The following is a 26,502-nucleotide window of genomic DNA, read 5'->3' on the forward strand; positions in this document are numbered from 1 at the left end:
AAAGAAGTTTGTTACAAAGCGAGCTAATAGAGTTATGTAGAGCTAACGATCGTAGGGCTCAGATGAAGCTTTATAATAAGTACTGTGATGGTATGTATTATGTGGCATTACGATTCCTTAAGGATTCCTTTGAGGCAGAGGAAGCTATGCAAGAATCTTTCATTAAAGCATTTAGTAGGTTACACCAATTTACTGGTGATGTAACTTTTGGCGCCTGGCTTAAGCGAATTGTAATTAATAAAAGCATAGATATGCTAAAAGCGAAGAAGATGAATATGGTGGCTATTAATGAACAAGTGATGACTACTGTAGAAGAACAGAACGATTGGTCGGTTTCTGATTCTGTTACAGTAGATGAGGTAAAAAATGCAATCGAAAGATTACCAGAGAAATATAAATATGCAGTTATGTTATTTTTAATAGAAGGGTATGACCATAAAGAAATAAGCGAAATATTGGATATTACTCCAGTAGCGTCACGAACACTAGTTCATAGAGGTAAAAAACAGCTTCAGGATCAACTAAAACATTTGAGAGATGGCACAAGATATTAGAGAGCTATTAAAGCAAGATAAAAAGCTTCCTTCAGAGCGAATAAAAGAAGGTCACCAACAGCGATTTATGGATAGGTTGGAGGAAGAACTTCCTGTAAAAACAACAAAGAAGATTAATTATTCATGGCTCAAGATTGCCGCAAGTGTAGTTGTTATTCTCTCAGTTTCTATGATGACATTTAATCAGTTTCAGGGGGATACATCGAATACAACTGATGTTGTTGATAATACAGAAGTAAAAAATTCTATGGTGGTATTAGATAAACAATCTTCTCCTTTGGCAGAAATATCCCCAGAGTATGAAGAGGTCGAAAATACCATATTAACAAGTATAAAATTCCAATTGTCTCAAATAACTGTAGATGATACCAATAGAGAATTGGTAGAAAGTTTTATGGCGCGGTTAAAAAACCTGGATAGTGAATACCAACGACTTAACAAAGAACTTATGGAAGTTGGGCCAAATCAGCAGAGTATAGAGGCAATGATAGAAAATTTAAAGTTGAGACTTAGTCTATTAAATAGATTAAACGATAAATTAAAAGAATTAGAAAAAATAGCGAATGAAAATTACGATGAAATACAAGCTTAGTATTGTTGCATCATGTATGTTATGTTGTGCAGGGCTATTTGCGCAAGACAAGCAGAATAAATTAAAAGAAAAATTTAATGTAAATGCAGATGTAACGGTTAACCTTAACACTAGTCATACTAATGTTGTCTTTGAAACATGGAATAAAAATACAGTGGAGGTAGAAGCTTTTCTTGAAGGTGATGATCTTACTGATGAAAATAGTAAGCGAATTCTTGATAGTTGGAAAGTTAATGTTTCGGGGAATAGTAATGATATAATAATCAATTCTGCAGCAGGAAATTTATGGGCTGGAAGTGTTACTGCAGCTAATGTAAGAATTAGCAAAGAAGAGTTAAGAATGTTGGGGCCAGCTATTGCCAATATGTTAGGTCCTATTATGGAAAACATAGCGAATAATCCAATGCCTAATGCTCTTTCAAAAGATTTTTCAAATGTTAGCGTAAATGCGAATAAAAAAAGTAAAGGTGAAGAAAAGTATATCCAACAATGGGAGAATCAGATACGTGAGAAGTTTAGCGATGATATAGACCAAAAGAAGCAGTTATGGGCTAAACAGTTTGAAGATAAACCAAATAAAGTATCTGGTCAATTGGGGATACGTGTTGAAACATGGGGACAGCAGTATGGAAAACAAATGGAGGCTTGGGCTTCTCAACTAATAAAAGATATTGAAGGCCAACCAGCCGGAACTGCTAATGTTACAGTATATCGCTATAGCGCTGCCAAAAAAAGCATGAATACGGGTGGGAATAAAATTATTAAAGTACGCATGCCTGTAGGTGCTAAGTTGAAACTTAACATTCGTCATGGTGATGTGCAATTGGCAGAACGTTCTAAAAATGTCAAAGCCTCTTTATCACATACTAAACTTTCGGCCAATATTATTGATGGAGACCAAACCTTTATTAAAGCTTCGTATTCTCCTGTTTTTGTTCGTCAATGGAACAATGGTCGACTTGTAGTAAATTATGTAAAAAACTGTAGAATACAGAATGCTAAGAATCTTTTAGTAAATGCAGATTCAAGCAATATCTATATTCAGGAATTAGAAGAAAATGGAGCGATTTCTGGAAGCTTTGGAGTAATTACAATAGAAAACCTTGGTGAGACTTTTTCTACCTTAGATTTAGCAGTTAAAAACAGTGATTTTAAATTAAAATTACCTAAAACGGCTTTTAATTTATCCTATAGTGGGGCGCAAAGTATAATCTCTTTGCCTAAAACCCTAGAAATAAATACAAGAAAGAATTTTGGAAACGTATTTATAAATGGATTTCAAAATACACGTAGTACCGATAAAATGATTACAATTAATGCTAAATATAGCGAAGTTGTATTACATAGTAAATAGATAGTTTTTTCATAGTAATTGTAGTGTTAATTATAAAAAAGCTTCATTGGTTGATCAACTAATGAGGCTTTTTTAGTACAACTTAGTGATCCTTTTCTTCACATTTAATTAAGAGTAAAAAGTAAGAATAATTGTTTATTAAGTTATTTCATCTGGAAAACAATGCTTTTTGTCTGTTGTATCAAGAGATTTTTAAAAATAAAACACTTGTAATCAAGAGGTTAGGTTGTAAAACGTTAAAAATTAACATTTTTTGTGTCTTTTGTCGAGAATCAAAAACACTTGATCTAAAAGTCTGGCTTTTAGTTTGTTTAACAACAATTAAATAATATCATTGTATGGTAAAACCGTAATAAAGGAACTAAGAACCATTATTATAAAGTATGAAGAAGATGAAATCAATTGCATATATATTTAGTTTATTATTTTTTGTTGCTAGCTATGCGAATGACAATGACCAAACTCTTGAAGTAGAGAAGGATGGTTTGTTAGTTATGGTTATGAATTTTGAAGAAGGTGATAAAATTAAATTGTTTGAAGTTGAGACTGGAGATCATATTTTATCTAAGACGCACAACGAGATTGATTTGAGTCAATTGCCTATGGGATCTTATTTACTTGAGAATAGTGAAGGGAAATCTATAGTTATTCAGAGATTAGAAGATGAATTAAATATAGATGGTGTTTTTGATATTGTAAATGATGAGTTTGTTTTAGAGAGAGATAGTGAAAGAGTTTATGTGTCTAGTGAGGTAGATGTAGAGGAAGAGTTCGTTAATTACTATGAGCACACACAAACAGGTTTATTAGAGATTACAAGAGATGGAGATATAGTTACTGTTGTTGATTTTGTTGAAGGAGATAAAATTAAATTATTCGAAGTAAAGGATACAGTACATATTTTGTCTAAAACAGAAGGTTACGTTGATTTAAGCCAACTTCCTACTGGTGTTTATGTGTTAGAAAACAATAAAGGAGAATCTGTGGTTGTAGAGAAATTTGTAGACAACGACCAAGTTGCAGATATGTAAAATAAATAAAATAATAAAAAAGGCCTATCCATATTTGGATAGGCCTTTTTTTATGCTCTTGATGTACGTAGAAAGTACATATCGATTTATTTATGTTTCGTAGAGTTTGCGTAAAGCAATAGATCTTTTTAACGCTTTGGCATGAGGTTTGTTTAAGTGATTGGAATAAAAAACAATCACACAATGAAAAAACAATTATTTATTTTAGGGGCTTTAGTTTTAGGATTTGTTACATCAAGTTGCAATAGTGATGATGATGTAGGTAATGGTAATCTTTCTCAACAGCAAGAATCACTCAAAATACTTTCATTTGAGTTTTTAGCAAGTAACAATGATAACTTGCAAGAGGATGTAATTGCGACCATAGATGAAGCAAATAAAACTATTACAGCTGTTTTACCAGCAAGTACTTCATTAACATTTTTAGAGCCAACAATTAAAGTGTCAGAAGGAGCTAGGATATTCCCTGGCGAAGGTTTTCCGGAAAATTTTACTCAACCTGTAGAATATAAAGTTACCGGTGATGGTTTTAGCGAATCAACATATACAGTTACTGCTATATTAGAGGATAATAATGAGAGTAAAATAATTAGGTTTGATTTCGATGTGGATAGAAATCCATCTGCAAATCTTAACGAAGATGTATTTGGAATAATAGAAGATAATACTATCACAATAGAATTTCCTTCTGAAGCCAATATTTCGGCATTGATTCCGACCATCGAACTTTCTTCGGGTGCTACAATTAACCCTGGGACAGATATAACGCAAGACTTTACGAATGGATTAACATATACGGTTACTGCTCAAGACGGAGTTACAAAAACTGAGTATAGTGTCGAAACTTATAAAGATGCGATCTCTAAAGTTACTTTTACCATCAATGGTGAAGAATATAATGCTACTATTAATGGGCAGGATGTTAGTTTGGAATTGCCAACGGGTACCGACCTTGATAATCTAACGCCTATAATTGAAACTTCAAACGGAATTACGGTGAGCCCTGTGAGTGGCCAGGCTCAAAATTTTAATGAGTTACTTATTTATACCATTACAAGAAATGATGGCACCACCCAAGAATATAGATTCGATATCTATATTGAAGATAGTCCTAGAAGTGATAGGGCAGTTTTGGTAGAGTTTTACAAGGCAAATTTTAAGTTGGATAATCTAAATTTACCGGTTGAATATCTTAGAAATTGGGATCTCAACGCTACAGAAATAGATAATTGGAGTGGTGTTACTTTGAATAGTTCGGGTAGAGTAGTTTCATTTAGTATTGCGGCGGCGGCTCTTGTAACTGTTTATGAACTTCCAGAGAGTATAGGTAAATTGTCTATGCTTGAATCTTTATCGATTATTTCTTCAAAATTAAGCGAACTCCCTGATGGGATTAATACTTTGAGTAATTTAAGTTTTTTAATATTGATAGATAATAGATTAACCTCATTGCCATCAACATTAGATGGGTTAAATCAATTAACATTATTAGATTTAGGGCAAAATAATATCCAAACGATACAGGTAGGAGTATATAGACAGTTAATAAACTTAGTTTCTTTAAGATTAAATGATAATAACATATCAGAAATACCAAGAGCATTAGGGGATTTAAGAACTAGTAATTTGGGAACACTTGATTTGAGGGGGAATCCAGTTACGAATATCCCAAAAGAGGTATGTGAATTATTTGATAATCCAGATAATCTTAGGCTGGATGAAGATGATATATGCGAAGAGTAATTAGTTAAAACTACAGATAAAAAAAACACCGATATGCAATCGGTGTTTTTTTTGTAATCCAGGAGCAATTTATTTATCTAGATTTTTGGTCATATTGAAGCCAACAAATAATCCTGCTCCAGCCATTAAGAATATAGTTCCAGGTTCGGCTATACCGTTCTTTACACCAATTACTTCTGTTAAAATCCCTGCGATAAAAATACCAAGTCCAATTCCCATTAATAATAGTGAGAAATTTAGAATAAATACTTTCCATAATGGCGTTACTCTTTTTTCTTTGCTACTATAAAAGATAGAAGCATCTGCTCCCTTTTCGATTAGGGCTAACCGTTCTTTGTTTCTGGCAGATACAAATAGATATACTATTCCGAAAATACTACCAAAAAAAGTTATGGGTATTAGAATTTCTGGTCCTTGCATAATTTAATTTTTAAATGATTAATACTGTTCGTTTTTCTATTAAGACGATATCTTAGTTAATCAGGTTACAAAAAAGTGATAAAAAAATATTTTGTACTTTTTAGAAAGAATAGTGTAACCTATAATTATATAGTGTCGTCTTATGTATAAATGAACCATCAATCAGATCAATATTATATCAATCAAGTTCTAGAAGGGCAGATAAATGCTTTTTCGATCCTTGTTGAGCGATACCAGACATTAGTATATACGGTAGTATATAGAATGGTAAAAAATAAGGAGCAAGCCGAAGAAGTTGCGCAGGATAGTTTTATTAAAGCATACGAATCATTAAGTAAATATAGAGGAGATGCAAAATTTTCGACATGGTTGTATACCATAGCCTACCGAAAAAGCCTGGATATAATTAAAGCTAATAAGCGAATGATGACATCAGAACTTATTGAAGATATACATGAAGGAGAGATAGCGCTTGTTAATGATGCGTTGAGCTATTTACAAGCTAAAGAAAGAAAAGAAATTATCTCAGATAGTATAATGAAGCTTCCCGAAGATGAAGCAGTTATCGTTACTTTGTATTATTTTGAAGAAAAAAGTGTAAAAGAAATTGTTGAAATAGTGGGTTTAACCATAGATAATGTGAAAGTAAAATTGTATCGAAGTCGAAAAAAACTTTATTCGATATTACAACATCATATATCACCAGAATTAAGTAGTAAAAATGGAAGAGCAATATAAAGATATAGAAAGATTGGTAAAAGAAGCAGGATTGAATACTCCTCCTTCTGATTTTTTGCAAAATGTGATGAAGCGAGTTGAAGTTGCTCAATCTAAAAGTACATTTGCATATCAACCGCTTATTTCTAAAAGCACTTGGGTTGTTATTAGTTTAATTGCGGTAGCAGTAATTTTTGCATTAACCTTTTTACCCCATACAACCGAATCTGTGTCTAGAACTATTGATTTTTCCATTTTAAATTCAATAAATATCAAAAATCCAATTTCTGGATTAGTACTGCCTAAAACAACTATTTATGGTGTATTGTTTTTAGGTATCCTGTTTTTTGTGCAAGTTACTCTGCTCAAAAAGAGGATTGATAGAAGTTTTTCTATTTAACGTTTCAAAAAATATTTTTTAAACTGCGGTACATTTTCTATTTTACATACATATTAATTATAGGGAAGCAGTTGTATGCAAAAAAGAATATGTATAATTGGAGCAGGGCCAAGTGGAATCACTGCACTCAAAAACTTAAAAGATAAAAATTTAGAGGTCGTTTGCTATGACCGTAATAAGGAAGTAGGTGGTAACTGGATTTATTCTGAAGACGAAAGCCATTCTAGTGTTTTTGATACTACGCATATTATAAGCTCAAAAACATTATCTCAATACGAAGATTATACCTTTGATGATTTTGATAAAACCGTAGCAGATTATCCTTCTCACGATGAACTTAGAAGGTATTTTCAAGCCTATGCAAAGCATTTTGACTTATATCCATGTATAGAGTTTGAAACGTCTGTAAAGGACTGCAAAAGGATAGGGACTAATAAATGGCACATTACCATACTACAAAATGGAAAAGAAAGAGAAGAGATTTTTACTGATCTTGTAGTTTGTAATGGTCATCATTCGGTACCTAGAATGCCACAATACCCAGGTAATTTTTCTGGAGAATTTATGCATTCTCATAACTATAAAAAAGCGGCACCCTTCGCAGATCAAAGAGTTTTAGTGATTGGAGGTGGTAATTCTGCCTGTGATGTAGCAGTAGAGACTAGCAGAGTGAGTAAAAAGACTAGTATAAGTTGGAGAAGAGGGTATCGTATTATCCCTAAATTCTTTTTTGGAATACCATCGGATATCGTTGGAGCACGTTCTTCATGGTTACCTATCAAAATCAGAAGTTGGTTGAATGATCGATTACTAACGATTATGTTAGGCAAAAACAAACTGTATGGACTACAGGAGGTAAAGACTAAATTCGGACAAACGCACCCAACAATTAATGATGAATTACTCTATAAAATTAGACATGGTAAAGTACATCCTAAAGTAGATATCGAAAAATTGGAAGGAAACACTGCCTATTTTAAGGATGGGACAAAGGAAGATATTGATGTAATTATTGCTTGCACAGGATATGTTCTGAAACATTCTTTTTTTGAAGAATCATTTATAAACTATAGTGATGGTCCGGTACCATTATATTTAAAGATGTTTCACCCCGAGTATCATGATGTGTTTTTTGTGGGTATGTTTCAGCCATTAGGATGTATTTGGCCGGGATCAGAATTGCAAAGTAAAGTTTTGGCCAATTATTTGGCTGGAGAATGGAAAATGCCTTCAAATATAAAAGCATTATGTAAAAAAGAAGTTACAAACCCTCATTACAAGCAGATAAATACACCCAGACATACGATTACAGTAGACTATCACGCTTTTAGAAAAGCATTACTAAAACAGTTACCTAAAAATTGGAAGTCTAAACAATCTAAACCTATTTCAAAAAGTGCTTAATGAAGAATAACCATTTTTCTGAGTTTATCTCTAAGTTATCACAAAGTTTTATTCCGGTAGTGTCTTCAGAGTTTTCTAAAGAAGAATATATTTCTATAGATTTATCCGAAAACAATAAACATTTAGAAAGTATAGATGTATCCTCTTCAAAGGCATTTGAGAATCATATTACTGCGTATTTGAATAAAAATAATGCAAAAGTAGCTTACGGTGGATATAATGAAGTAAGAGGTATGTATAGAAGAAGTGCACATTTTAATCAACAAGATCCCGAAACCGAACGTAATATTCATTTGGGGATTGATGTATGGTGTGATGCAGAAACCGAAATATTGGCTCCGTTAGATGGGAAAATACATAGCTTTAAGAATAATAATAACTATGGAGATTATGGTCCTACAATCATTTTAGAGCATATATTTAACGAGGTAACTTTTTATACCTTATATGGTCACTTAACCATAGATTCTCTTTCTAATTTGAAGGCTGGTCAAAATATATATGCTGGAGATTGTATCGCATATTTAGGAGATGCATCGGTAAATGGTGATTATGCGCCTCATTTGCATTTTCAGATCATTAAAGATATGCAAGGCTATACTGGAGATTATCCAGGGGTGTCTAGCAAAAAAGATTTAGATTTTTATCTTCAAAATTGTCCTGATCCGAATCTTCTACTAAAAATTTATAAATGATTAAAAAAATAAGCTTCTATAATCAATATCGCAGATTATAGAAGCTTACTACTAACTTACTTTTTTTGCCTATACTAGTTTAAAATTATTTGGTCTTCACGTAAAGGTGCAGTTTTTGTAACTCCAAAGCCTATATCATTGGCAATAGTTAAATTAACATAATAGAGCAAAAAATCATTACTGTTATTAACTATAAGAGAAACATCGATAGTTACTTCACCATCATCTGGCATGGTGAAAACTATTTGATTTGTTTCGATGTTTATGTTAATGTAATCCAGATCCGGATCATCAAACCAATATGTAACAGTATCGCCAATCTGTTGTTCGGGGGTGAGTAATTCTTGGCCATTTTTATCTTTTACAGAAAAAGTACTTTCTAAATAAGCAGAATTCGGATCTATACCTTGTGCTAACTCTGCAAAACCATCAATGCTTAATGTAACTTTTGAGTTTGCAGTAGCTTTATAAATACCAGTAACTTCATCATATGAGGTAGGATCTTGTACGACTACAAAATCTCTTACTGTTGTAATAGAATTGTCTGCTACAGAGGTTATTATTACACTGGCATTTCCTTCCCCAACAGCTTTTGCAAAATTACCGGCATAAATTTCTATAACATTTGTATTTGTAGAGGTAAAGATAATTTCTTGGTTGGTAGCATCTTCAGGTTCTATTCTTGGATAGATATTTCGTGATTGACCTGTAAATAAGGAGAGTGGGTTGTCATAGAAAAATACAAAATTACTAATAGGGATTGGTGTCTGGACTATTCGTAGCATTACGCTTGCGGTTATATTTGCATCAACGGTTGATGTAACTGTAATAGCAACTGTACCTTCTTTTAAGCCTGTTACGGTACCGCTATTATCAACAGATGCAATAGAAGCATCACTAGAGCTGAAGGTAAAACTATCATCTGCAGAGCCTCCTTCTATGTTAAACTTATTCACTTGTATTGTTTTAGAATCCCCTATTAGTAGCGAGGATCTTTTTGGTTGAGCCGAAATAAATTTTGCGTCTATAGGTCTTCTATCTGTAACTGTTAATTCTATAGACCTAGTTACACTTGGGTCGTCAACAAAAGTTGCGGTAATGATTGTGACTCCAATATTTTTGGTATTTATATAACCTGATTTATCTACTACAGCTATATTATCGTCACTACTTGTCCAGGTTAAATCTACGGCATTTGCATTTGCAGGAGAAAATATAGGGATTAATTGTAGCCAATCGCTTGCAGGATAGCTTGTAGATGCTCCTCGATAAAACGTAAAACTTGTTAATGGTATTTCGTCAGAATTTGGTAAAGTGGTAAACTCAAAATCCAGTGCAGCTGATTTTTGATTTGTACTAATAGCCAATAGAACACCTTTATAAAGTGTTTTGGGTTCTAGATCTTCAAAAGTAAAAGTAGTAGTAGTTAGGCTACTGGTTACTAAATCTCCTTCTAAATAGATATTGTATGTAATTTCTGATCCATCGCTTATTGTGGCAGTATCCCAGTTTAATGTTGCTCCAGTATTTGTTACATTGTTTACATTGATGTTCGAAATCTCGGGTGTAGGTGCATCGGGATTCGAAAATTGTTTGGTTCTAACAGTAAAAAGTATTGGAGACAATCCCGTAGCCATTTTAGTGTTGGCAGCTTTAGAAGAGGTTTTCTGTATTTTAGGTACAATACGACCAGAATATTCTGTATTAGCCTCTAATTTGGTCAAAGTGTAATCAGTGTCTTTATTACTGTCTTTTATTTTGGTATCCCCTAAAAAAATATCATACACTATGGTTTCATTATTTGGCCCCGTAGCAGCTTGCCATTTTAGGTCTACAAAATTAAATGAAATGTCATTGTCTTCAAATTGAATGGTTGGGTTCTCAGAACCTTCGATACCTGGATTTTGAAGAACTGGATCATCGTCACTACAGCTAATTGATAATAATAATGATAGAAAAAAAATTGATCTAGTAATGTATTTCATAGTAGTTAATTTTTGTGTTTATCCCCTAAACACTTTTGTAAATAAATGATTGTATGTGAATTTTGATTAATAGTATCCAACTTTCCCTTTTTAAATACTATTGTAGATTAAAATCAACGTTATATGAGTTGCTTTATTGTTTTTTTTGTTAAAAAGGGTAAATATATAGGAATGTCATGCATATCAACAAAGTAATGTTCTTGAGATTTATAAATCCGTACTGATATATTCGTATGTTTTATGCATCTGTTATGACTTTTTATTGATATTAAAAATAAAAAAAACCTGAAGTACTACTTCAGGTTTTTTATTCTTGACATTCAATGTAGTCTTATTCATTTACCAATACCCATTCTCCTTTTTGGATTAAAGGGATGGCTTGTTTGTATTTCATAGTTTTATTTTCACCACTCATCACATGTTTGATGGTTACTTTATCATTACGACCAATTTTTGGTTGTTCTCTAACGATAGTCTCGGTGACTTGTTGATGCCCTTGTGTCTGCCCTGCAGCTCTGTTTTGAGCAGCACGCTCATCCATATTAGGGATTTCTTCTTTAGAAGTTTCGAGCTTTTCTTTTCTGCGCACCTGGCGAGCTTCAGATATGTCTTGCGTATTACCTGTTGGTAATTCTCCTTTAAATAAGAAAGAAATCACATCCTTGTTAACGTCATGGATCATAGATTTAAACAATTCAAATGCTTCAAACTTATAAATCAATAAAGGATCTTTTTGTTCGTGAACGGCAAGTTGAACACTCTGTTTCAATTCATCCATTTTACGCAGATGCGTTTTCCATGCATCATCAATGATGGCAAGTGAGATGTTTTTTTCGAAATCTGTAATTAATTGCTTTCCTTCGGTCTGGTACGCTTTTTCTAGGTCGGTGGCAACATTTAGGCTTTTTACACCATCTGTAAACGGAACCAGGATTCTTTCGTACTTGCTAGATGGATCTTCATATACCTGTTTAATTACAGGATAAGCAGCTTCAGCATTTCGCTTCATCTTATCTTGATAGTGTTGATATGCTGCTTTATATACTTCGCCTGCAATTTTTTGCTGATCCATTTTTTCAAAATCAGCTTCAGAAACAGGGCTACTCATCGAGAAATAGCGAATCAACTCAAACTCGAAGTTTTTAAAATCCTGAGTTATTTTGTTGCCTTCGGTAATCACTTCGGCAGTATCATAGATCATATTGGCAATATCTACTCTTAGACGTTCTCCAAATAATGCATGATATCGACGTTTGTAAACCACCTCTCTCTGTGCGTTCATCACATCATCATACTCTAGTAATCGTTTACGAACTCCAAAGTTATTTTCTTCTACTTTTTTCTGAGCACGTTCAATAGATTTAGAGATCATCGAATGCTGAATTACTTCACCTTCTTTTAATCCCATTCTATCCATCATCTTAGCGATACGCTCTGAACCAAATAAGCGCATTAGGTTATCTTCTAGAGAAACATAGAATTGAGAGCTTCCCGGATCTCCTTGTCGACCTGCACGACCACGTAACTGTCTGTCTACACGTCTTGAGTCATGACGCTCGGTACCAACAATTGCTAAACCGCCAGCAGCTTTTACTTCGTCTGATAATTTAATATCGGTACCACGACCTGCCATGTTGGTGGCTATGGTTACCATTCCGGTATTACCAGCTTCAGCTACAATATCAGCCTCTTTTTTATGTAGTTTCGCATTTAGTACATTGTGTGGTACTTTACGAATAGTAAGCATGCGACTTAATAATTCAGAGATTTCTACCGAAGTAGTACCAATAAGTATTGGTCTTCCTGCTCTAGAAAGCTCTGTAACTTCTTCGATTACTGCATTGTATTTTTCACGTTTAGTTTTATATACTAAATCCTCTTTGTCATGTCTTGCAATAGGGCGATTTGTTGGGATTTCAACTACATCTAGTTTATAGATTTCCCAAAGTTCTCCTGCTTCTGTAACCGCAGTACCAGTCATACCTGATAATTTGCGGTACATTCTAAAATAGTTTTGTAGAGTAACGGTAGCAAAAGTTTGGGTGGCATCTTCAATCTTTACATTCTCTTTAGCTTCAATTGCCTGGTGTAGCCCATCACTGTATCGACGACCATCCATAATACGACCGGTTTGCTCGTCAACGATTTTTACTTTATTGTCCATTACCACATATTCTACATCCTTCTCAAACAATGAATATGCTTTTAGTAATTGACGTAATGTATGTATGCGTTCACTCTTTACACTATACTCTCTAAAAAGATCTTCTTTCTTTTCGGCTTCTTCTTCTTTAGATAATCCTAAATTTTCGATTTTAGCGATTTCCATACCGATTTGTGGTAATACAAAGAAATCTGGATCATCTTTACCTGATAGATATTCTACACCTTTATCGGTAAGATCGATTTGGTTGTTTTTTTCTTCTATAACATAATACAGGTCTGCATCAATTTTATGCATCTCACGGTTATTATCCTGCATATAGAAGTTTTCGGTCTTTTGCAGAAGTAGTTTTACTCCTTCTTCACTTAAAAACTTAATTAAAGCCTTGTTTTTAGGAATCCCTCGATATACCTGAAGTAATTTGAAACCTCCATCTTTGGTTTCTCCTTCTTTGATTAATTTTTTAGCTTCTGCAAGAACCGTGGTAAGATATTTTTGTTGTACCGAAACGATATCCGAAATTTTTGGTTTTAATTCATCAAATTCGTGTATGTCCCCTTTGGGTATAGGTCCAGAAATAATTAGAGGTGTACGTGCATCATCAATTAATACAGAATCGACTTCATCGATAATGGCATAATTATGAGGTCGTTGTACTAGGTCTTCAGGAGCGTGAGACATGTTATCACGTAGGTAATCAAAACCAAATTCGTTATTAGTACCATAGGTAATATCTGCATTATATGCTGCTCTTCGTTCTGCAGAGTTTGGTCTATGATTGTCAATACAATCTATGGTTAACCCATGAAATTGAAAAATAGGTGCCATCCATTCACTATCACGACGAGCAAGATAGTCGTTTACGGTTACTAGATGTACTCCATTACCCGATAAAGCATTTAGATATACAGGTAGGGTAGCTACTAACGTTTTACCTTCACCTGTTTGCATTTCTGCTATTTTACCTTGGTGCATTGCGATACCACCTATAAGCTGTACATCGTAGTGAATCATATCCCATTTTACCTCTTTACCAGCTGCATCCCAGCTAGTAGCCCAAATGGCTTTGTCATCATCTAGTGTTATATAATCTTTTGTGCCAGAAAGCTCACGATCATAGGTAGAAGCTGTAACTTCTATAGCGTCATTATTAGTAAAACGTTTGGCTGTTTCTTTAACAACGGCAAAAGCTTCTGGAAGAATTTCATCTAATATCTTTTCGGTAGCTTGATATGCTTCGTCTTTCAGTTTGTCGATCTCTACGTAGATATCTTCTTTTCTGTCAATATCTTCAACGGCATTAGCTTCGTCTTTAAGTTTTTCAATTTTCGCGTTAATCTCAGAACGAGCTTGATCTATTCTATTTTTAAACTCAATAGTCTTAGCTCTTAATTCATCATGCGAAAGTCCTTCGATTGCTTTTTCAGCTTGTTTGACTAATTCAACTTTTGGTTGAATTTCTTTTACGTCTTTTTGGGACTTATCCCCAACAAATACTTTTAATACAGAATCTAAAATTCCCATAATTATGGATATATATTTTATCGAGATTTTTCAAATCTAATGGCATGAAGCAATTAAATTGGTTATTTCAACCTATTGGTATGTAGGTGTTTTTGACCCTAATTGTTTAGGGTTTATATCATCTCTGGCCATAAAGACCTTAGTTATACAATACTTAGTGTGCTATACTGTATATAGCACATTTAATGGCGTAATTTACGCAAAAAAAAAGCCTCTTTCGAGACTTTTAATACTATATTAAATATTTAATATTCATCCTCATTCCAAAGATAATCTTCATCTGTAGGATAATCAGGCCATATTTCATCTATCGAGTCATATGAATCCCCTTCATCTTCAATAGATTGTAAATTTTCTACAACCTCCAGAGGTGCTCCAGTACGAATTGCATAATCTATTAATTCGTCTTTTGTAGCAGGCCAAGGCGCATCGCTCAAATATGATGCTAATTCTAAAGTCCAATACATATGTTTACTGGTTTAATTTTTTGCAAAAATAATTTTTTAGTTTAAAAAGTCAAGTAAAAAATTAATTATTTAGACAATAATTATAAGAACGTGAATTTTTTTTATATTCTCTTACTAATTTTATAGCTCTAAAATCTTTAAGAATTCTTTGAAGGAATCCACTTAATTTCATCTGCTTTAAGATCGAGTGACAATTTTCGTGCCAGTACAAAAAGATAGTCAGATAGTCGGTTTAAGTATTTCAAAGTAGTTTCTTCGAAAGGCTCTATTTCATATAGGGCAGTGGCTAAACGCTCAGCTCTTCGGCATACACAACGAGCAATGTGACAGAATGACACCGTTTGATGTCCTCCAGGTAATACGAAATGAGTCATTGGTGGTAAAGATTCGTTCATTTTATCGATTTCTTTTTCGAGTAACTCGATATCTTCATCGCTTATGGTTGGAATGTTTAATCTTTTCTGTCCACTTTTTAAGATCGCTTTTTCGGGATCTGTTGCTAGCACAGCTCCAGCGGTAAATAACTTATCTTGTATAATGACTAATATGTCTTTACTATGCTGATCAATCTTTTGATCCCTTATCAACCCAATATGAGAATTTAATTCATCGACAGTGCCATAACTGTCGATGCGAATATGGTGTTTAGGGACTCTGGTACCACCAAATAAGGCTGTGGTGCCTTTATCTCCTGTTTTTGTATATATTTTCATGTGTTTATATTTATTGTTTTATAGGTCGGATAGAATGGCATAGTAATTATTCCGGTTAGTATTGAAATTCTTATAGTATGTTTATTTCATATGAAATTGGTGTTTCAGGCCTATTTTCTTTCCTTCTTTTTTAAATAATTATTTTTAAAGTTTCGTTTTTTACGACCATACAGCTTGTCTTTATTTCGTTTTGTGTTCCATGATACAGCTAGAAATAAGATAGCGATTCCTATAATCATTAAAATAAGCTGGGTTTCTTCAGAAAGAGAATCAAACATTATTTTTATTTTTAGAGTAAAAGTAGAAAAATGCTTTTAATTGCATAATAAGATTAACTTGGTATTTGCAAAGTGAAGTATATTAAAAACATTAAATTTGCTGTGCTATGGAATTCTCATCAAAATTATTAGAAAATGCAGTGTACGAAATGTCACAGCTACCCGGAATAGGAAAGCGAACTGCATTACGTTTGGTTTTACATCTATTAAGACAACCTAAAACCCAAACAGAACATTTGGTGACCGCCTTAGGTACATTACGGCAAGAAATTAAGTTTTGTAAGAAATGCCATAGTATAAGTGATGTAGATACTTGTGTTATATGTAGTAATTCTAATCGAATTCAGGACATAATTTGTGTAGTTGAGGATATTCGTGATGTAATGGCAATCGAAAGTACAGGTCAATATAAAGGTTTATACCATGTTTTAGGAGGTAAAATAAGCCCCATGGATGGCATAGGGCCACAAAACTTAAATATAGGCTCATTGATAGAAAAAGTTAAATCTGGAGAAGCGAAAGAACTAATATTTGCACTTAGCGCAACTATGGAAGGTGATACTACTAATTTTTATATCTACAAACAATTAGACGGAGTAGAAGTCAAAACCTCTACAATTGCTCGAGGAATAGGGGTGAACGATGAGTTAGAATATGCCGATGAAATTACACTAGGAAGAAGTATTGTAAATCGAATTCCTTTTGAAAATGCATTAAAAAACTCTTAAATTCCTGATCGTAAACAACTTATCTTCTGAAGCTATCTGTAATCATAGTAAATTATAATGTTCGATTTTTTTTAGAACAATGTATATTGAGTGTGCGTGAGGCTATTGCATCTTTGGATGCAGAGATTATTGTAATAGATAATAATTCTACAGATGAGAGTTATGCGATACTCAAGAATAGGTTTTCTGAAGTGATTTTTGTTAAAAACAAAAAAAATGTTGGTTTCGCAAAAGCGAATAATCAAGGTGCCTCTGTTGCTAAAGGCGAATATTTGTGTATTCTAAATCCAGATACCGTTGTAAAAGCTGATACGTTTATCAATAGTATAGCCAAAGCAGAAAATCTACCAAATGTAGGTTTAGTTGGTCCAAGGTTGATTGACGGTAAAGGAAATTTTCTTCCTGAAAGCAAACGCAATATCCCATCACCTTTAACCTCTTTTCGAAGGCTTTTTAAAGTAAAATTAGGGATAGTTAAGAGCTATTATGCAGATCACATCCCCGAAACCGGAATTGGAGATGTAGACATTTTGGTAGGAGCTTTTTTTATAGTAAAAAAAGAAGTGTATCAATCAGTGGGTGGATTCGATGAAGATTACTTTATGTATGGAGAAGATATTGATTTGTCATATAAAATTAAAAAATACGGGCTTCAAAATTATTATTTAGGAGGCTTAGTTGCGGTTCACTATAAAGGAGAAAGTATGGATCGTAATGCAACTTATATTAGGCTTTTTTATGGTGCTATGCGCTTGTTTTATAAAAAACATTTCAAAAGCAATATGATACTTGATTTCATGGTCTCTATGGCAATACGTATGGTATCTATCATACAGTCCTTGCGAAATTATAATAAAACAAAAAGAAGAATAGATCAGTACTATTTAATTTCTGAGGATAAGGTCTTATTTGAAAATATTTCTTCTATATTGGATAAGAAAGTTGAGATATGTAGTGCTATAAAACAAGAAGATTTGGGAGATCAAAATATCGAGATTATCTTTGACAATAATTATTGCACTTTTGGAGAGATCATTAATCAGATGCAATTACTGAAAGGAAATACGGTTACCTTTAAAATAAGACCTAAAAATTGCAACTATATTCTAGGAAGCGATTTTAATGATGGAAAAGGAGAAGTATTGATGTTTTAAATAAACTTTAGTAAATAAAAACTAATTTTTGAGCTAAGTTTTAATTAAATTCGCAAAAAAAATAACATACAAACACTTTTAATTAAGGATATGGCAAAATTCGAGCTTAAACTTCCAAAGATGGGTGAAAGTGTTGCAGAAGCAACAATAACAACTTGGTTAAAAGAAGTTGGAGAAACTATAGAACTAGACGACGCAGTTGTAGAAATTGCAACAGATAAGGTAGATAGTGAGGTACCTAGTGAAGTAGAAGGTGTACTATTAGAAAAGCTTTTTGAAGTAGATGATGTAGTTCAAGTAGGGCAAACCATTGCGATTATAGAAACAGAAGGTGAAGGAGGAGTAGAAGAAGCTTCTGTAGGTACAACGATTGCAGTTGAAGAAACTCCTAAAGAGGCAGCAGTCATAGAAACTCAAATAGCAGAAACTGCTGAAACAATAACAACAGGTGGTGCAACCGATTTCTCGGAAAGTAGTAAGTTTTACTCTCCGTTAGTAAAGAATATTGCGGCTGCAGAAAGTGTTTCGTTAATAGAACTAGAGGCTATTCAGGGAACAGGCAAGGACGGTCGTGTCACTAAGACTGATATTCTTCAATTCGTTGAAGATCGTAAGAATGGTAAGGTTGAAACTCAGCCCGTAAAAGAAGAAGTAAAAGTAGCACCAGCTGCGTCTCCCGTTAAAAAAGAGGTTTCTAAACCATCGCCAGTAGTAGCATCAGGAGAAGATGAGATTATCGAAATGACCAGAATGGGTAAGCTTATTGCACATCATATGGTAGAATCGGTGCAGACCTCTGCTCATGTACAATCTTTTATCGAAGCCGATGTAACTAATATCTGGAATTGGAGAAAAAAGGTAAAAGCTGATTTTATGAAGAGAGAAGGAGAGAACCTTACATTTACTCCAATCTTTATGGAAGCTGTTGCAAAAGCAATACGAGATTTTCCGATGATTAACATTTCTGTATCGGGAGATACAATTATCAAAAAGAAAAACATAAACCTTGGTATGGCAGCAGCCTTAGCAGATGGTAATCTTATAGTACCTGTCATTAAAAATGCAGATCAATTAAATTTAGTGGGTATGACTAAAGCAGTTAATGATTTGGCTGGTCGAGCACGTAATAATGCGTTAAAACCAGATGATATTCAAGGTGGGACGTATACGGTAACTAATGTGGGTACTTTTGGTAGTATTATGGGAACACCGATAATCAATCAACCACAAGTTGCGATTTTAGCACTTGGAGCTATCAGAAAAGTTCCTGCGGTTATCGAAACGCCAGATGGTGATTTTATAGGCATTCGTTATAAAATGTTCTTATCTCATTCTTATGATCATAGAGTGGTTAATGGAGCACTTGGAGGGCAGTTTGTGCAACGAGTAAAAGATTATCTAGAAGCTTTTGATGTGAATAGGGAATTCTAGGAGGGTAAAATATAAATGTTAAAAAACCACAGTTGCTATGCTGTGGTTTTTTTAATGTAGCGGTAGTATGTAGTACATAGAAAATTAGTTAATACTATCCCTCTTTTTTAACTCTCTGCTTCGTTTTACATCAATAGTTTCTAATTCGTCATTTATAATTAGATCATAGGTGTAATTAGATTCTACATCGGTTAAAGGAATAAGAATAAGCATCTGTACCTTACTTTTTGCCGGAATCTTTTTAATAATTGGTCGTTGCGCACTTCTACGGTATCCGGTTGGGTTTACTTTTAAAAACACGCTCTTTTCGGCATTTGTATCATTTTGAACATACAGAATAGTTCGCTTTTTCTGTTTTTCCTCAACTAATCGAACTGGCTTTTCTTGAGAATAAGATAAAAAACCAACCAATAAGATAGCGAATAAGATTACAGTGTTTTTTTTCACGAAAATGGACAATTACTTTTTCCTATAAATATACCAATTTTATCCTCTGAAAAGAAAGAACCGATCTTTCATGTTTTCAATTTCTGCATTCTTATTGGTTAGTATATAATCAATAGCTTCAGAGGTAAATTTTTCTCCTTTTTGGGTGAGTGAAACAATATCATTATTAATAGTGATCATATTGTTTTTCGTAGCCAAATCTAATACAGATTTAGACCTTACCTTTTGCCAGTTTATATGCTCATTTAGGTGTTTTACATGTCGTTCTTCTTCCTCTTGATGATTTCCTAAATGAAGGAGAAAAGTAAGTAAAGAGACTTCTATACGTTGTTGTTTTTGTCGATAAAGTACTGAGAATAGTCCTTTATTAGGGGCGAATAAATAAACGAATAAGAAAATTAACCCCAATACTGTGGTCATAGACCCCGAAATAGAAGTATCTAATCCATGAGCTACCCAATATCCAATAATGGCACTACTAACTCCAAATAATATGGCTAATAACAACATCTTTTTGAGATCGTTTGTTAGTAGATATGCGGTGGCAGCTGGTGCAATCATTAATGCAATAACTAAAATAGCTCCTACGGCATCAAATGCTCCAACGGTAGTAATTGAGGATACAGTCATTAATCCATAATGCATGATAACTGGGGATAGACCTAATGCAGAGGCAAGTCCGGCATCAAAGGTGCTCACTTTTAACTCTTTAAAAAAGGCAAAAAGCAACCCTAGAGTGATCAATAAAATAGTACCAATGATCCATAAGGACTTAGGACCAATATCTGTTCCTCCTAAAATTAGTCTGTCAAAAGGGGCAAAGGCAAGTTCTCCTAATAAAACGGCATCGATATCTAAATGTACATCATTTGCATTTTGTGCAATAAGGATTATTCCTATACTAAAAAGTGCAGGGAAAACGAGTCCAATAGCAGTATCTTCCTTAACTAATCCTGTTTTTTGAATGAATTCTACTAGTACAACCGTGAGTACTCCGCTAGCTGCCGCCATGATAATAAGCAATGGAGATGATAAATCATGAGTAATAAAAAAACCGATTACGATACCTGGTAAAATAGAATGACTTATGGCATCTGTTATTAGAGCCATTTTTCGCAAAACTAAAAACGTGCCAGGAATAGCGCATGCTATAGCGACTAAACTTGCTATTAATTGTATTTCTATCTGTGCGCTACTCATCTTTATTGCTGGTTAATTGATTATACAAGTTGGCTGCAGTTTGATATCCTGATGCTGTCATAGACCACATATTACCTTGTATCTTAACATAGTCTTTGTCTTCTAATTTTTGAAGTGATTTTCTTGTGAACCCTTGAAAATTATTAAGAATTTTAATGGCATGTGGATGTGCAATATCTTCATGTGTTTTAGCAATGTTATACATAAATGATAAAGTCTTATGTAATTGAAGATCATTTCTGTTTTTTCTAAATCGTATTTCTCGAAACAGTAACCCACGTCCTGGAGAAAAGATAAAAGAAAATAATACAAATACACCTGCAACCAAAACAATTACAGGCCCAGTTGATAGATTGTTATGACTAGCACTAATTGCAGTACCTACGACACCGGATAACGCTCCAAATATAGCGGCCAAAATTACCATGATACCTAGGCTATTTGTCCATTGTCTTGCAGCTGCTGCAGGAGCTAATAGCATAGCACTCATTAATACTACTCCTACGGTTTGTAACCCAAGAACAATAGCAATAACAATAAAAGATGTAATAAGAATATCTAAAAACCGAGTATTAAACCCTAATGTTTTAGTGTAGTCTGCATCAAATAGCAGTATTTTGAGTTCTTTCCAGAATAATAGCAGAATCACTAGGCTAATACTGGTAACAATAACCATAAGCCATACATCGCTTTCTAAAAGGGTAGCTGCCTGACCAAAAAGATAACTTTCTAAACCAGCCTGATTGGCATTTGGCATTTTCTGAATATAAGTAAGTAATAGCATTCCAAAGCCAAAAAACAAGGATAAGATAAGTCCAAGAGCAGTATCAGATTTAAGGTGTGTATTTTTAGTTATCCCTCTAATCCAAAAGGTTCCAATTAATCCACTTATAAGTGCACCTAATAAAAAAATAGAACTATTCTTGGTGCCAATGATTAAAAAAGCAATAGCTATGCCTGGTAGGGCAGCATGAGAAATGGCGTCTCCCAATAGACTTTGTTTTCTTAACACAGCAAAACTACCTAACATACCGCAGATTGCACCGAGCACCGCTGTGCCTAATGTTATTGTGCGTAGCGTATAATCGGTAAAAACAAGCTCTATGTATTCTTGTAAATTCATAACTACTACTGATTTACAGCTACTTTATAATTAATTCCGTAGGTTTTGGTCAGGTTATCATCATTGAAAATATCTTTAACGGGTCCGGTAGCAATCTTTTTTACATTTAAGAATGTAACCCAATCAAAATATTCTGGCACGGTTTGTAAGTCGTGGTGCACTACAATTACAGTTTTTCCTGCTTTCCTGAGTTCCTTGAGGATATTAATAATCGCTTTTTCGGTAGTAGCATCTACTCCCTGAAAGGGTTCATCCATAAAATAGATTGCTGCATTTTGCACCAAAGCTCTTGCTAAAAAGATACGTTGTTGTTGGCCTCCCGAAAGTTGACTGATTTGTCTGTTTTTAAAAGCAAGCATTCCTACTTTTTCCAGAGCTTCTAGAGCAGCTTTTTTTTCTTTCTGACCAGGTCTTTTGATCCACCCTAAGCTTCCATAGGTACCCATCATGACGACATCTAGGGCAGTGGTAGGGAAATCCCAGTCTACACTTCCTTTTTGAGGAACATAAGCTACCAGTGATCGCTGTTTCTTATAGGGTTTGCCATAGATTTGTACACTACCGGCAATAGGGTTAATGATGTCCAAAATCGATTTAATCAGAGTGGATTTTCCTGCTCCATTTGGACCTACGATTGCCATAAGGACACCTTCGGGAATAGCAAGGTCAATATCCCATAAAACAGGTTTGTAGTTATAGGCTACTGTGAGGTCATCTATCTGAACAGCGATTTTATTTTCCATTATTTCAATGCGTTTATAATCGTGTTTACATTGTATTCGAACATACCGATATAAGTACCTTCTATAGTTCCAGCATTACCTAGAGCATCAGAGAATAGTGTTCCTCCGATAGTAACTTCATGATTTTTAGATTTTACTGCAGCTTGTAAAGCTTCTATAGTACGCTTAGGAACCGAAGTTTCAACAAAAATAGCTTTCACTTTGTTTTCGATAATAAAATTAGCCAATTTTTGTACGTCTTGTACTCCAGCTTCAGTTGCTGTTGATAATCCTTGTAGACCTACTACGTTGAACTCATATGCTTTTCCGAAGTAGCTAAACGCATCATGTGCAGTAACCAAAATTCGCTTTTCTTTTGGAAGAGTAGCAATTGTCTTTTTCAGTCTATCTTCTAATTTGTTAAGTTTTGCCATATATGCTTCGCTATTAACCTTAAAAACTTCTGCATTTTTTGAGTCTATAATCACAAGCTGATTAGTAACAAATGTTGTTATTAGTTTCCAATTCTGAACAGTAAACCAGATATGCGGATCATAGTTAGAAGCGAAATAGTCTGATCCTATTAATGTCCTTTTATCTAAGCTTTCTCCTATAGCAATAGTTTTAATATCCTGATGCTCCATTTTTTCGAATACTTCAACTAATTTTCCTTCCAGATGTAAACCGTTATAGAAAATTACATCGGCATTCACTAATTTAGTTACATCACCTTCACTGGCTTTATATAAGTGTGGATCGACACCACTACCCATGAGTCCCTGTACTTCGATTGCATCGCCACCGATATTTTTAACCAAATCGGTAATCATAGAAGTGGTGGTTACTACATTGAGTTTTTGATTTTCTTCTTTTGCTTCTTTTTTACAAGAAAATATTAGCGTAAAGATTATTATGAATGATAGTATTTTTTTCATGAATCATTAAGTTTCTCTAGAATTTGATTTAATTGTTTAGTGTTTAAGTATGATGAATGTTGAAAAACAATTTCATACTTATCATTTAATATAGTTAAAGTAGGATAAGAAATTTTGTTATTGATCATGCCTAACTCTATGGCTAACTGGTGGACGCCTGTCTTTTTTCCGTTGGGGATATATTTAAACTCACGTTCTCTAAAAAAAACAGTTTCTTGGTTTTCTGCATTAAATGAAATAAAATAAAAATCATTATTAAGCTTGTTAATGATTTCCGGATTTTTAAATGTTGAGTTTTCCATACTCTTACAATACATACACCAATCGGTGTGTATAAAAATAATGATGAATTTAGGATCTTTATCGACAGTCTGTTCTATAGATTCAAAATCCTGTTCTTTTATCTGCGCAGAAAGTACGTTGCTTATAATTAAAAAGCTAATAAAGAATAATATTTTTAGATACAACTTCATGCTACAATAATGTATATCGCAGACCTAGAAAACCTCGTATACCCTGATTTGAAGCGTAGATATAGGTGGTGTCAAATTCATCTCCAAAAGGATTGTTTGCTCCTGCGATTAAAAACGGGTTACCTTGACTTGGGGTCCAGTCTAATAAATTTTTTACTCCTCCATATATTTCAAGGTTATTTTTGGATTTATAAGTGGCTTGAATATTTTGGATGCTAAACCAGGGAGACTCATCTCTTCTTGGATCGTCTAATCCTTGTACAGGTAAACGCATCGGTCCAAATAAATTACCGGTATAGTCAAACGATAATCTAGCCGATGGGATGGAGTAGGTAACTCCCCAATTTCCACTGAAATTTTCAGTCAAAATTTGTCGACTTTTTATGCCATCTTCCTTGTTAGATACATCCATCAAGCTCATTCCTGCTAGTGCTTTTAGTCCATTTCCTAAACTTACATCTGCATTTAGACTAATTCCTTGAGAAATTGCATATCCATTAAGGTTGCCATATCGTATTTCATTTATACTAGTTTCATAGTCTGGTATAATAGCATTTGTGAAATGCGTATACCAAGCTGATGCATCTAAGGTTACAAAAGCTCCACTGTTAAAATATATTTTTTTCAGATAATTTATATTGATATTATAGGATTCTTCTGGGTCTAAATCTTCCTCGATTACTACATTTCTGGATCCCGTTAATGCGGCATGTTCTTCAGTAAAAAGATTAACAACTCTAAAGCCCGTTCCTGCATTAAGTCTAAAAATATTTTTCTTGTTAGGATTCCATTTATAAGCAAGTCTTGGAGTAAATATAGCTCCGTGTCGATCATCCAGGTCTAATCGTGAACCTAATAGAAGTTTATGTTTTGGGGCTAACGTTATTTCATCTTGTATAAATACACTTGGAATTGTTATTTCTTCTGGGTTATTGCCTGCTAAGTTTTCGGTAGCTGGTGTATTATCATCATAGAACTGGTATCTCATTGCAACTCCCGCAAGTAGGTCATGATTTTTTAAGGGTTTGTCCCAGGTAATCTGAGAAAACCCGATTCGCTGTTGAGCTTGATAACTCGTTGTTCCGTAAAAAGAATTTTGATCGTGATCTGTTAGTGAAAATGATAGATTGACAGATTCTTTAATGGGTAACTCGTAGTTTCCTAATAGCTCATATCTGGTTGTGTAAATACTTTCTCCATATATCTCATCGCTACCTCTAAATGTTTTGTCCCAGTTGTTTTCTCCACCCCATCGATCTTCATAATAAAACCTTGCAGCAATCGAAAAAGCTTTGTTACTTCTTCTTTTAAAGTTCCATTTATTAAAAATTGAAATACGATCTTGTAATGTAAGATCAGTAAAACCATCGTTATTTTTGTCTATGATTTCATCGTAGTAAAAATAATTAGCTCCAAGAATCGTAGTTGCTTTTCCGATATTTCCTTTTATTCCAAAATCTATACTGGTTTCGCCCCATCCTGTTGCAAAAACATCGGTGCTTAACTCTGGAGCAACCTCAGGGTTTTTGGTAATAATATTGATAAGCCCGCCAACAGCTTCGCTACCATATAGCGAAGAGGCTGGTCCTTTTACAATTTCGATTCTGTTTATTAAAGAATTAGGAATACCCGACAGGCCATAAACGGTTGATAAACCACTTACGATTGGCATTCCGTCTATCATAACCAAGGTATAAGGCCCTTCTAAACCATTAATATGTATATCTCCGGTGTTGCATATACTACAATTAATCTGAGGGCGAACACCATTTACATTTTGTAATGCTTCAAAAACACTAGGAGTAGGATTTTTTTTAAAAAAGGAAGGCTTGTAAATCTCAACAGGAACCGGGCTTTCAGATCGTATTACAGGTTTAAGTGTCCCAGAAATAACTATTTCGTCTAACGAAGACCCTTGTGTAAGGGCAAGGGTTATTTTATTTTCTCCCTTATTAATGGTAATCTTTTTTTTAATAGAATTATATCCCGTAAAAGAAGCTATAACTTTATAAGTTCCAGTTGGGATGTTAGTGATATTGAAAACTCCATTTTCATCACTTGAGCTTCCTAATGAAGTTCCTTCAATAAATATATTGGCAAAAGGAAGTGGTCCATTGTCATCATATATCGTCCCTTTTAATAGTCCATTTGTATTCGTTTCTTGAGAATGTGAATAAAAAAAACTTAGGGAACTCAAAAAAGTAAGTAAGATGATTCTTCTTAATTGCATTAGGTTTAGTAATTTTGT

25 protein-coding genes are annotated in these 26,502 nt (G+C 33.8%); 12 read left to right on the forward strand and 13 right to left on the reverse strand.

The genetic code is table 11. The features are described from left to right. The first annotated feature begins 62 nt into the window (after positions 1 to 62). The 5 genes from ABW637_RS18940 to ABW637_RS18960 all read left to right on the forward strand — a co-directional run bounded on the left by ABW637_RS18940 (position 63) and on the right by ABW637_RS18960 (position 5,274). Positions 63 to 554, forward strand: coding sequence for an RNA polymerase sigma factor (locus tag ABW637_RS18940; protein WP_367586294.1), 492 nt, complete (start codon positions 63 to 65; stop codon positions 552 to 554). Next, on the forward strand, positions 538 to 1,146 hold the full coding sequence (locus ABW637_RS18945) for a hypothetical protein (RefSeq protein ID WP_367586295.1): 609 nt from the start codon (positions 538 to 540) through the stop codon (positions 1,144 to 1,146). Before ABW637_RS18940 ends, ABW637_RS18945 begins: the two co-directional genes overlap by 17 nt. Beyond that, positions 1,118 to 2,500: a hypothetical protein gene (locus tag ABW637_RS18950; RefSeq protein ID WP_367586296.1), complete on the forward strand. Its 1,383-nt coding sequence runs from the start codon at positions 1,118 to 1,120 to the stop codon at positions 2,498 to 2,500. Before ABW637_RS18945 ends, ABW637_RS18950 begins: the two co-directional genes overlap by 29 nt. Positions 2,501 to 2,892: 392 nt before the next feature. Then, complete coding sequence (locus ABW637_RS18955) at positions 2,893 to 3,531, forward strand: hypothetical protein (RefSeq protein WP_367586297.1); 639 nt, start codon at positions 2,893 to 2,895, stop codon at positions 3,529 to 3,531. A 183-nt stretch (positions 3,532 to 3,714) separates the two neighbouring features. After that, the gene (locus tag ABW637_RS18960) at positions 3,715 to 5,274 is read left to right on the forward strand and encodes a leucine-rich repeat domain-containing protein (RefSeq protein WP_367586298.1); all 1,560 of its coding nucleotides are present in this window, start codon (positions 3,715 to 3,717) and stop codon (positions 5,272 to 5,274) included. Between the two features lie 69 nt (positions 5,275 to 5,343). Here ABW637_RS18960 and ABW637_RS18965 read toward each other — a convergent pair whose 3' ends face one another. Then, positions 5,344 to 5,694, reverse strand: coding sequence for a DUF6249 domain-containing protein (locus ABW637_RS18965; RefSeq protein WP_367586299.1), 351 nt, complete (start codon positions 5,692 to 5,694; stop codon positions 5,344 to 5,346). A 150-nt stretch (positions 5,695 to 5,844) separates the two neighbouring features. Here ABW637_RS18965 and ABW637_RS18970 point away from each other — a divergent pair, with 150 nt between their 5' ends. The 4 genes from ABW637_RS18970 to ABW637_RS18985 all read left to right on the forward strand — a co-directional run bounded on the left by ABW637_RS18970 (position 5,845) and on the right by ABW637_RS18985 (position 8,910). Continuing rightward, entirely contained in the window at positions 5,845 to 6,432 is a 588-nt protein-coding gene (locus ABW637_RS18970; protein ID WP_367586300.1) for an RNA polymerase sigma factor, read from the forward strand. Further along, a complete protein-coding gene (locus tag ABW637_RS18975; RefSeq protein WP_367586301.1) occupies positions 6,416 to 6,811 on the forward strand; it encodes a hypothetical protein in 396 nt (131 codons plus the stop codon). Before ABW637_RS18970 ends, ABW637_RS18975 begins: the two co-directional genes overlap by 17 nt. Positions 6,812 to 6,886: 75 nt before the next feature. After that, on the forward strand, positions 6,887 to 8,215 hold the full coding sequence (locus ABW637_RS18980) for a flavin-containing monooxygenase (RefSeq protein ID WP_367586302.1): 1,329 nt from the start codon (positions 6,887 to 6,889) through the stop codon (positions 8,213 to 8,215). Next, positions 8,215 to 8,910, forward strand: a complete 696-nt coding sequence (locus ABW637_RS18985) for a peptidoglycan DD-metalloendopeptidase family protein (protein WP_367586303.1) — start codon at positions 8,215 to 8,217, stop codon at positions 8,908 to 8,910. Before ABW637_RS18980 ends, ABW637_RS18985 begins: the two co-directional genes overlap by 1 nt. A 74-nt stretch (positions 8,911 to 8,984) precedes the next feature. Here ABW637_RS18985 and ABW637_RS18990 read toward each other — a convergent pair whose 3' ends face one another. The 5 genes from ABW637_RS18990 to ABW637_RS19010 all read right to left on the reverse strand — a co-directional run bounded on the left by ABW637_RS18990 (position 8,985) and on the right by ABW637_RS19010 (position 16,041). Further along, positions 8,985 to 10,895 (reverse strand): Ig-like domain-containing protein, encoded by a 1,911-nt coding sequence (locus ABW637_RS18990; RefSeq protein ID WP_367586304.1) that lies wholly within the window; start codon positions 10,893 to 10,895, stop codon positions 8,985 to 8,987. Between the two features lie 331 nt (positions 10,896 to 11,226). Continuing rightward, a complete protein-coding gene (gene secA / locus ABW637_RS18995; protein ID WP_367586305.1) occupies positions 11,227 to 14,583 on the reverse strand; it encodes a preprotein translocase subunit SecA in 3,357 nt (1,118 codons plus the stop codon). 245 nt (positions 14,584 to 14,828) lie between these two features. Continuing rightward, positions 14,829 to 15,050 (reverse strand): DUF2795 domain-containing protein, encoded by a 222-nt coding sequence (locus ABW637_RS19000; RefSeq protein ID WP_367586306.1) that lies wholly within the window; start codon positions 15,048 to 15,050, stop codon positions 14,829 to 14,831. Between the two features lie 137 nt (positions 15,051 to 15,187). Further along, positions 15,188 to 15,763, reverse strand: coding sequence for a cob(I)yrinic acid a,c-diamide adenosyltransferase (locus tag ABW637_RS19005; RefSeq protein ID WP_367586307.1), 576 nt, complete (start codon positions 15,761 to 15,763; stop codon positions 15,188 to 15,190). Positions 15,764 to 15,873: 110 nt separating this feature from the next. Then, on the reverse strand, positions 15,874 to 16,041 hold the full coding sequence (locus tag ABW637_RS19010) for a hypothetical protein (RefSeq protein ID WP_367586308.1): 168 nt from the start codon (positions 16,039 to 16,041) through the stop codon (positions 15,874 to 15,876). 107 nt (positions 16,042 to 16,148) lie between these two features. Here ABW637_RS19010 and recR point away from each other — a divergent pair, with 107 nt between their 5' ends. From recR to ABW637_RS19025, 3 genes are all read left to right on the forward strand, one after another. Then, complete coding sequence (gene recR / locus ABW637_RS19015) at positions 16,149 to 16,769, forward strand: recombination mediator RecR (protein WP_367586309.1); 621 nt, start codon at positions 16,149 to 16,151, stop codon at positions 16,767 to 16,769. Between the two features lie 44 nt (positions 16,770 to 16,813). After that, complete coding sequence (locus ABW637_RS19020; RefSeq protein ID WP_367586417.1) at positions 16,814 to 17,923, forward strand: glycosyltransferase family 2 protein; 1,110 nt, start codon at positions 16,814 to 16,816, stop codon at positions 17,921 to 17,923. Positions 17,924 to 18,013: 90 nt separating this feature from the next. Next, entirely contained in the window at positions 18,014 to 19,354 is a 1,341-nt protein-coding gene (locus tag ABW637_RS19025; RefSeq protein ID WP_367586310.1) for a dihydrolipoamide acetyltransferase family protein, read from the forward strand. A gap of 84 nt (positions 19,355 to 19,438) precedes the next feature. Here the strand turns inward: ABW637_RS19025 and ABW637_RS19030 are convergent, their stop codons facing one another. From ABW637_RS19030 to ABW637_RS19060, 7 genes are read right to left on the reverse strand one after another with little or no spacing between them, the layout of a single operon-like run. Continuing rightward, positions 19,439 to 19,801: a hypothetical protein gene (locus ABW637_RS19030; RefSeq protein WP_367586311.1), complete on the reverse strand. Its 363-nt coding sequence runs from the start codon at positions 19,799 to 19,801 to the stop codon at positions 19,439 to 19,441. A 39-nt stretch (positions 19,802 to 19,840) separates the two neighbouring features. Then, on the reverse strand, positions 19,841 to 21,001 hold the full coding sequence (locus tag ABW637_RS19035) for a metal ABC transporter permease (RefSeq protein ID WP_367586312.1): 1,161 nt from the start codon (positions 20,999 to 21,001) through the stop codon (positions 19,841 to 19,843). Next, the gene (locus tag ABW637_RS19040; protein ID WP_367586313.1) at positions 20,994 to 22,124 is read right to left on the reverse strand and encodes a metal ABC transporter permease; all 1,131 of its coding nucleotides are present in this window, start codon (positions 22,122 to 22,124) and stop codon (positions 20,994 to 20,996) included. The genes ABW637_RS19035 and ABW637_RS19040 overlap by 8 nt, the downstream gene beginning before the upstream one ends. A gap of 5 nt (positions 22,125 to 22,129) precedes the next feature. Next, a complete protein-coding gene (locus ABW637_RS19045) occupies positions 22,130 to 22,867 on the reverse strand; it encodes a metal ABC transporter ATP-binding protein (RefSeq protein WP_367586314.1) in 738 nt (245 codons plus the stop codon). Next, positions 22,867 to 23,781, reverse strand: coding sequence for a metal ABC transporter solute-binding protein, Zn/Mn family (locus ABW637_RS19050; RefSeq protein WP_367586315.1), 915 nt, complete (start codon positions 23,779 to 23,781; stop codon positions 22,867 to 22,869). Before ABW637_RS19050 ends, ABW637_RS19045 begins: the two co-directional genes overlap by 1 nt. Beyond that, entirely contained in the window at positions 23,778 to 24,254 is a 477-nt protein-coding gene (locus ABW637_RS19055) for a thioredoxin family protein (RefSeq protein WP_367586316.1), read from the reverse strand. The genes ABW637_RS19050 and ABW637_RS19055 overlap by 4 nt, the downstream gene beginning before the upstream one ends. A 1-nt stretch (position 24,255) precedes the next feature. Beyond that, positions 24,256 to 26,484, reverse strand: coding sequence for a TonB-dependent receptor (locus ABW637_RS19060; RefSeq protein WP_367586317.1), 2,229 nt, complete (start codon positions 26,482 to 26,484; stop codon positions 24,256 to 24,258). Between the last annotated feature and the right edge of the window lie 18 nt (positions 26,485 to 26,502).

The organism is Aquimarina penaris (assembly GCF_040786285.1).
Taxonomy (GTDB): Bacteria; Bacteroidota; Bacteroidia; order Flavobacteriales; family Flavobacteriaceae; genus Aquimarina.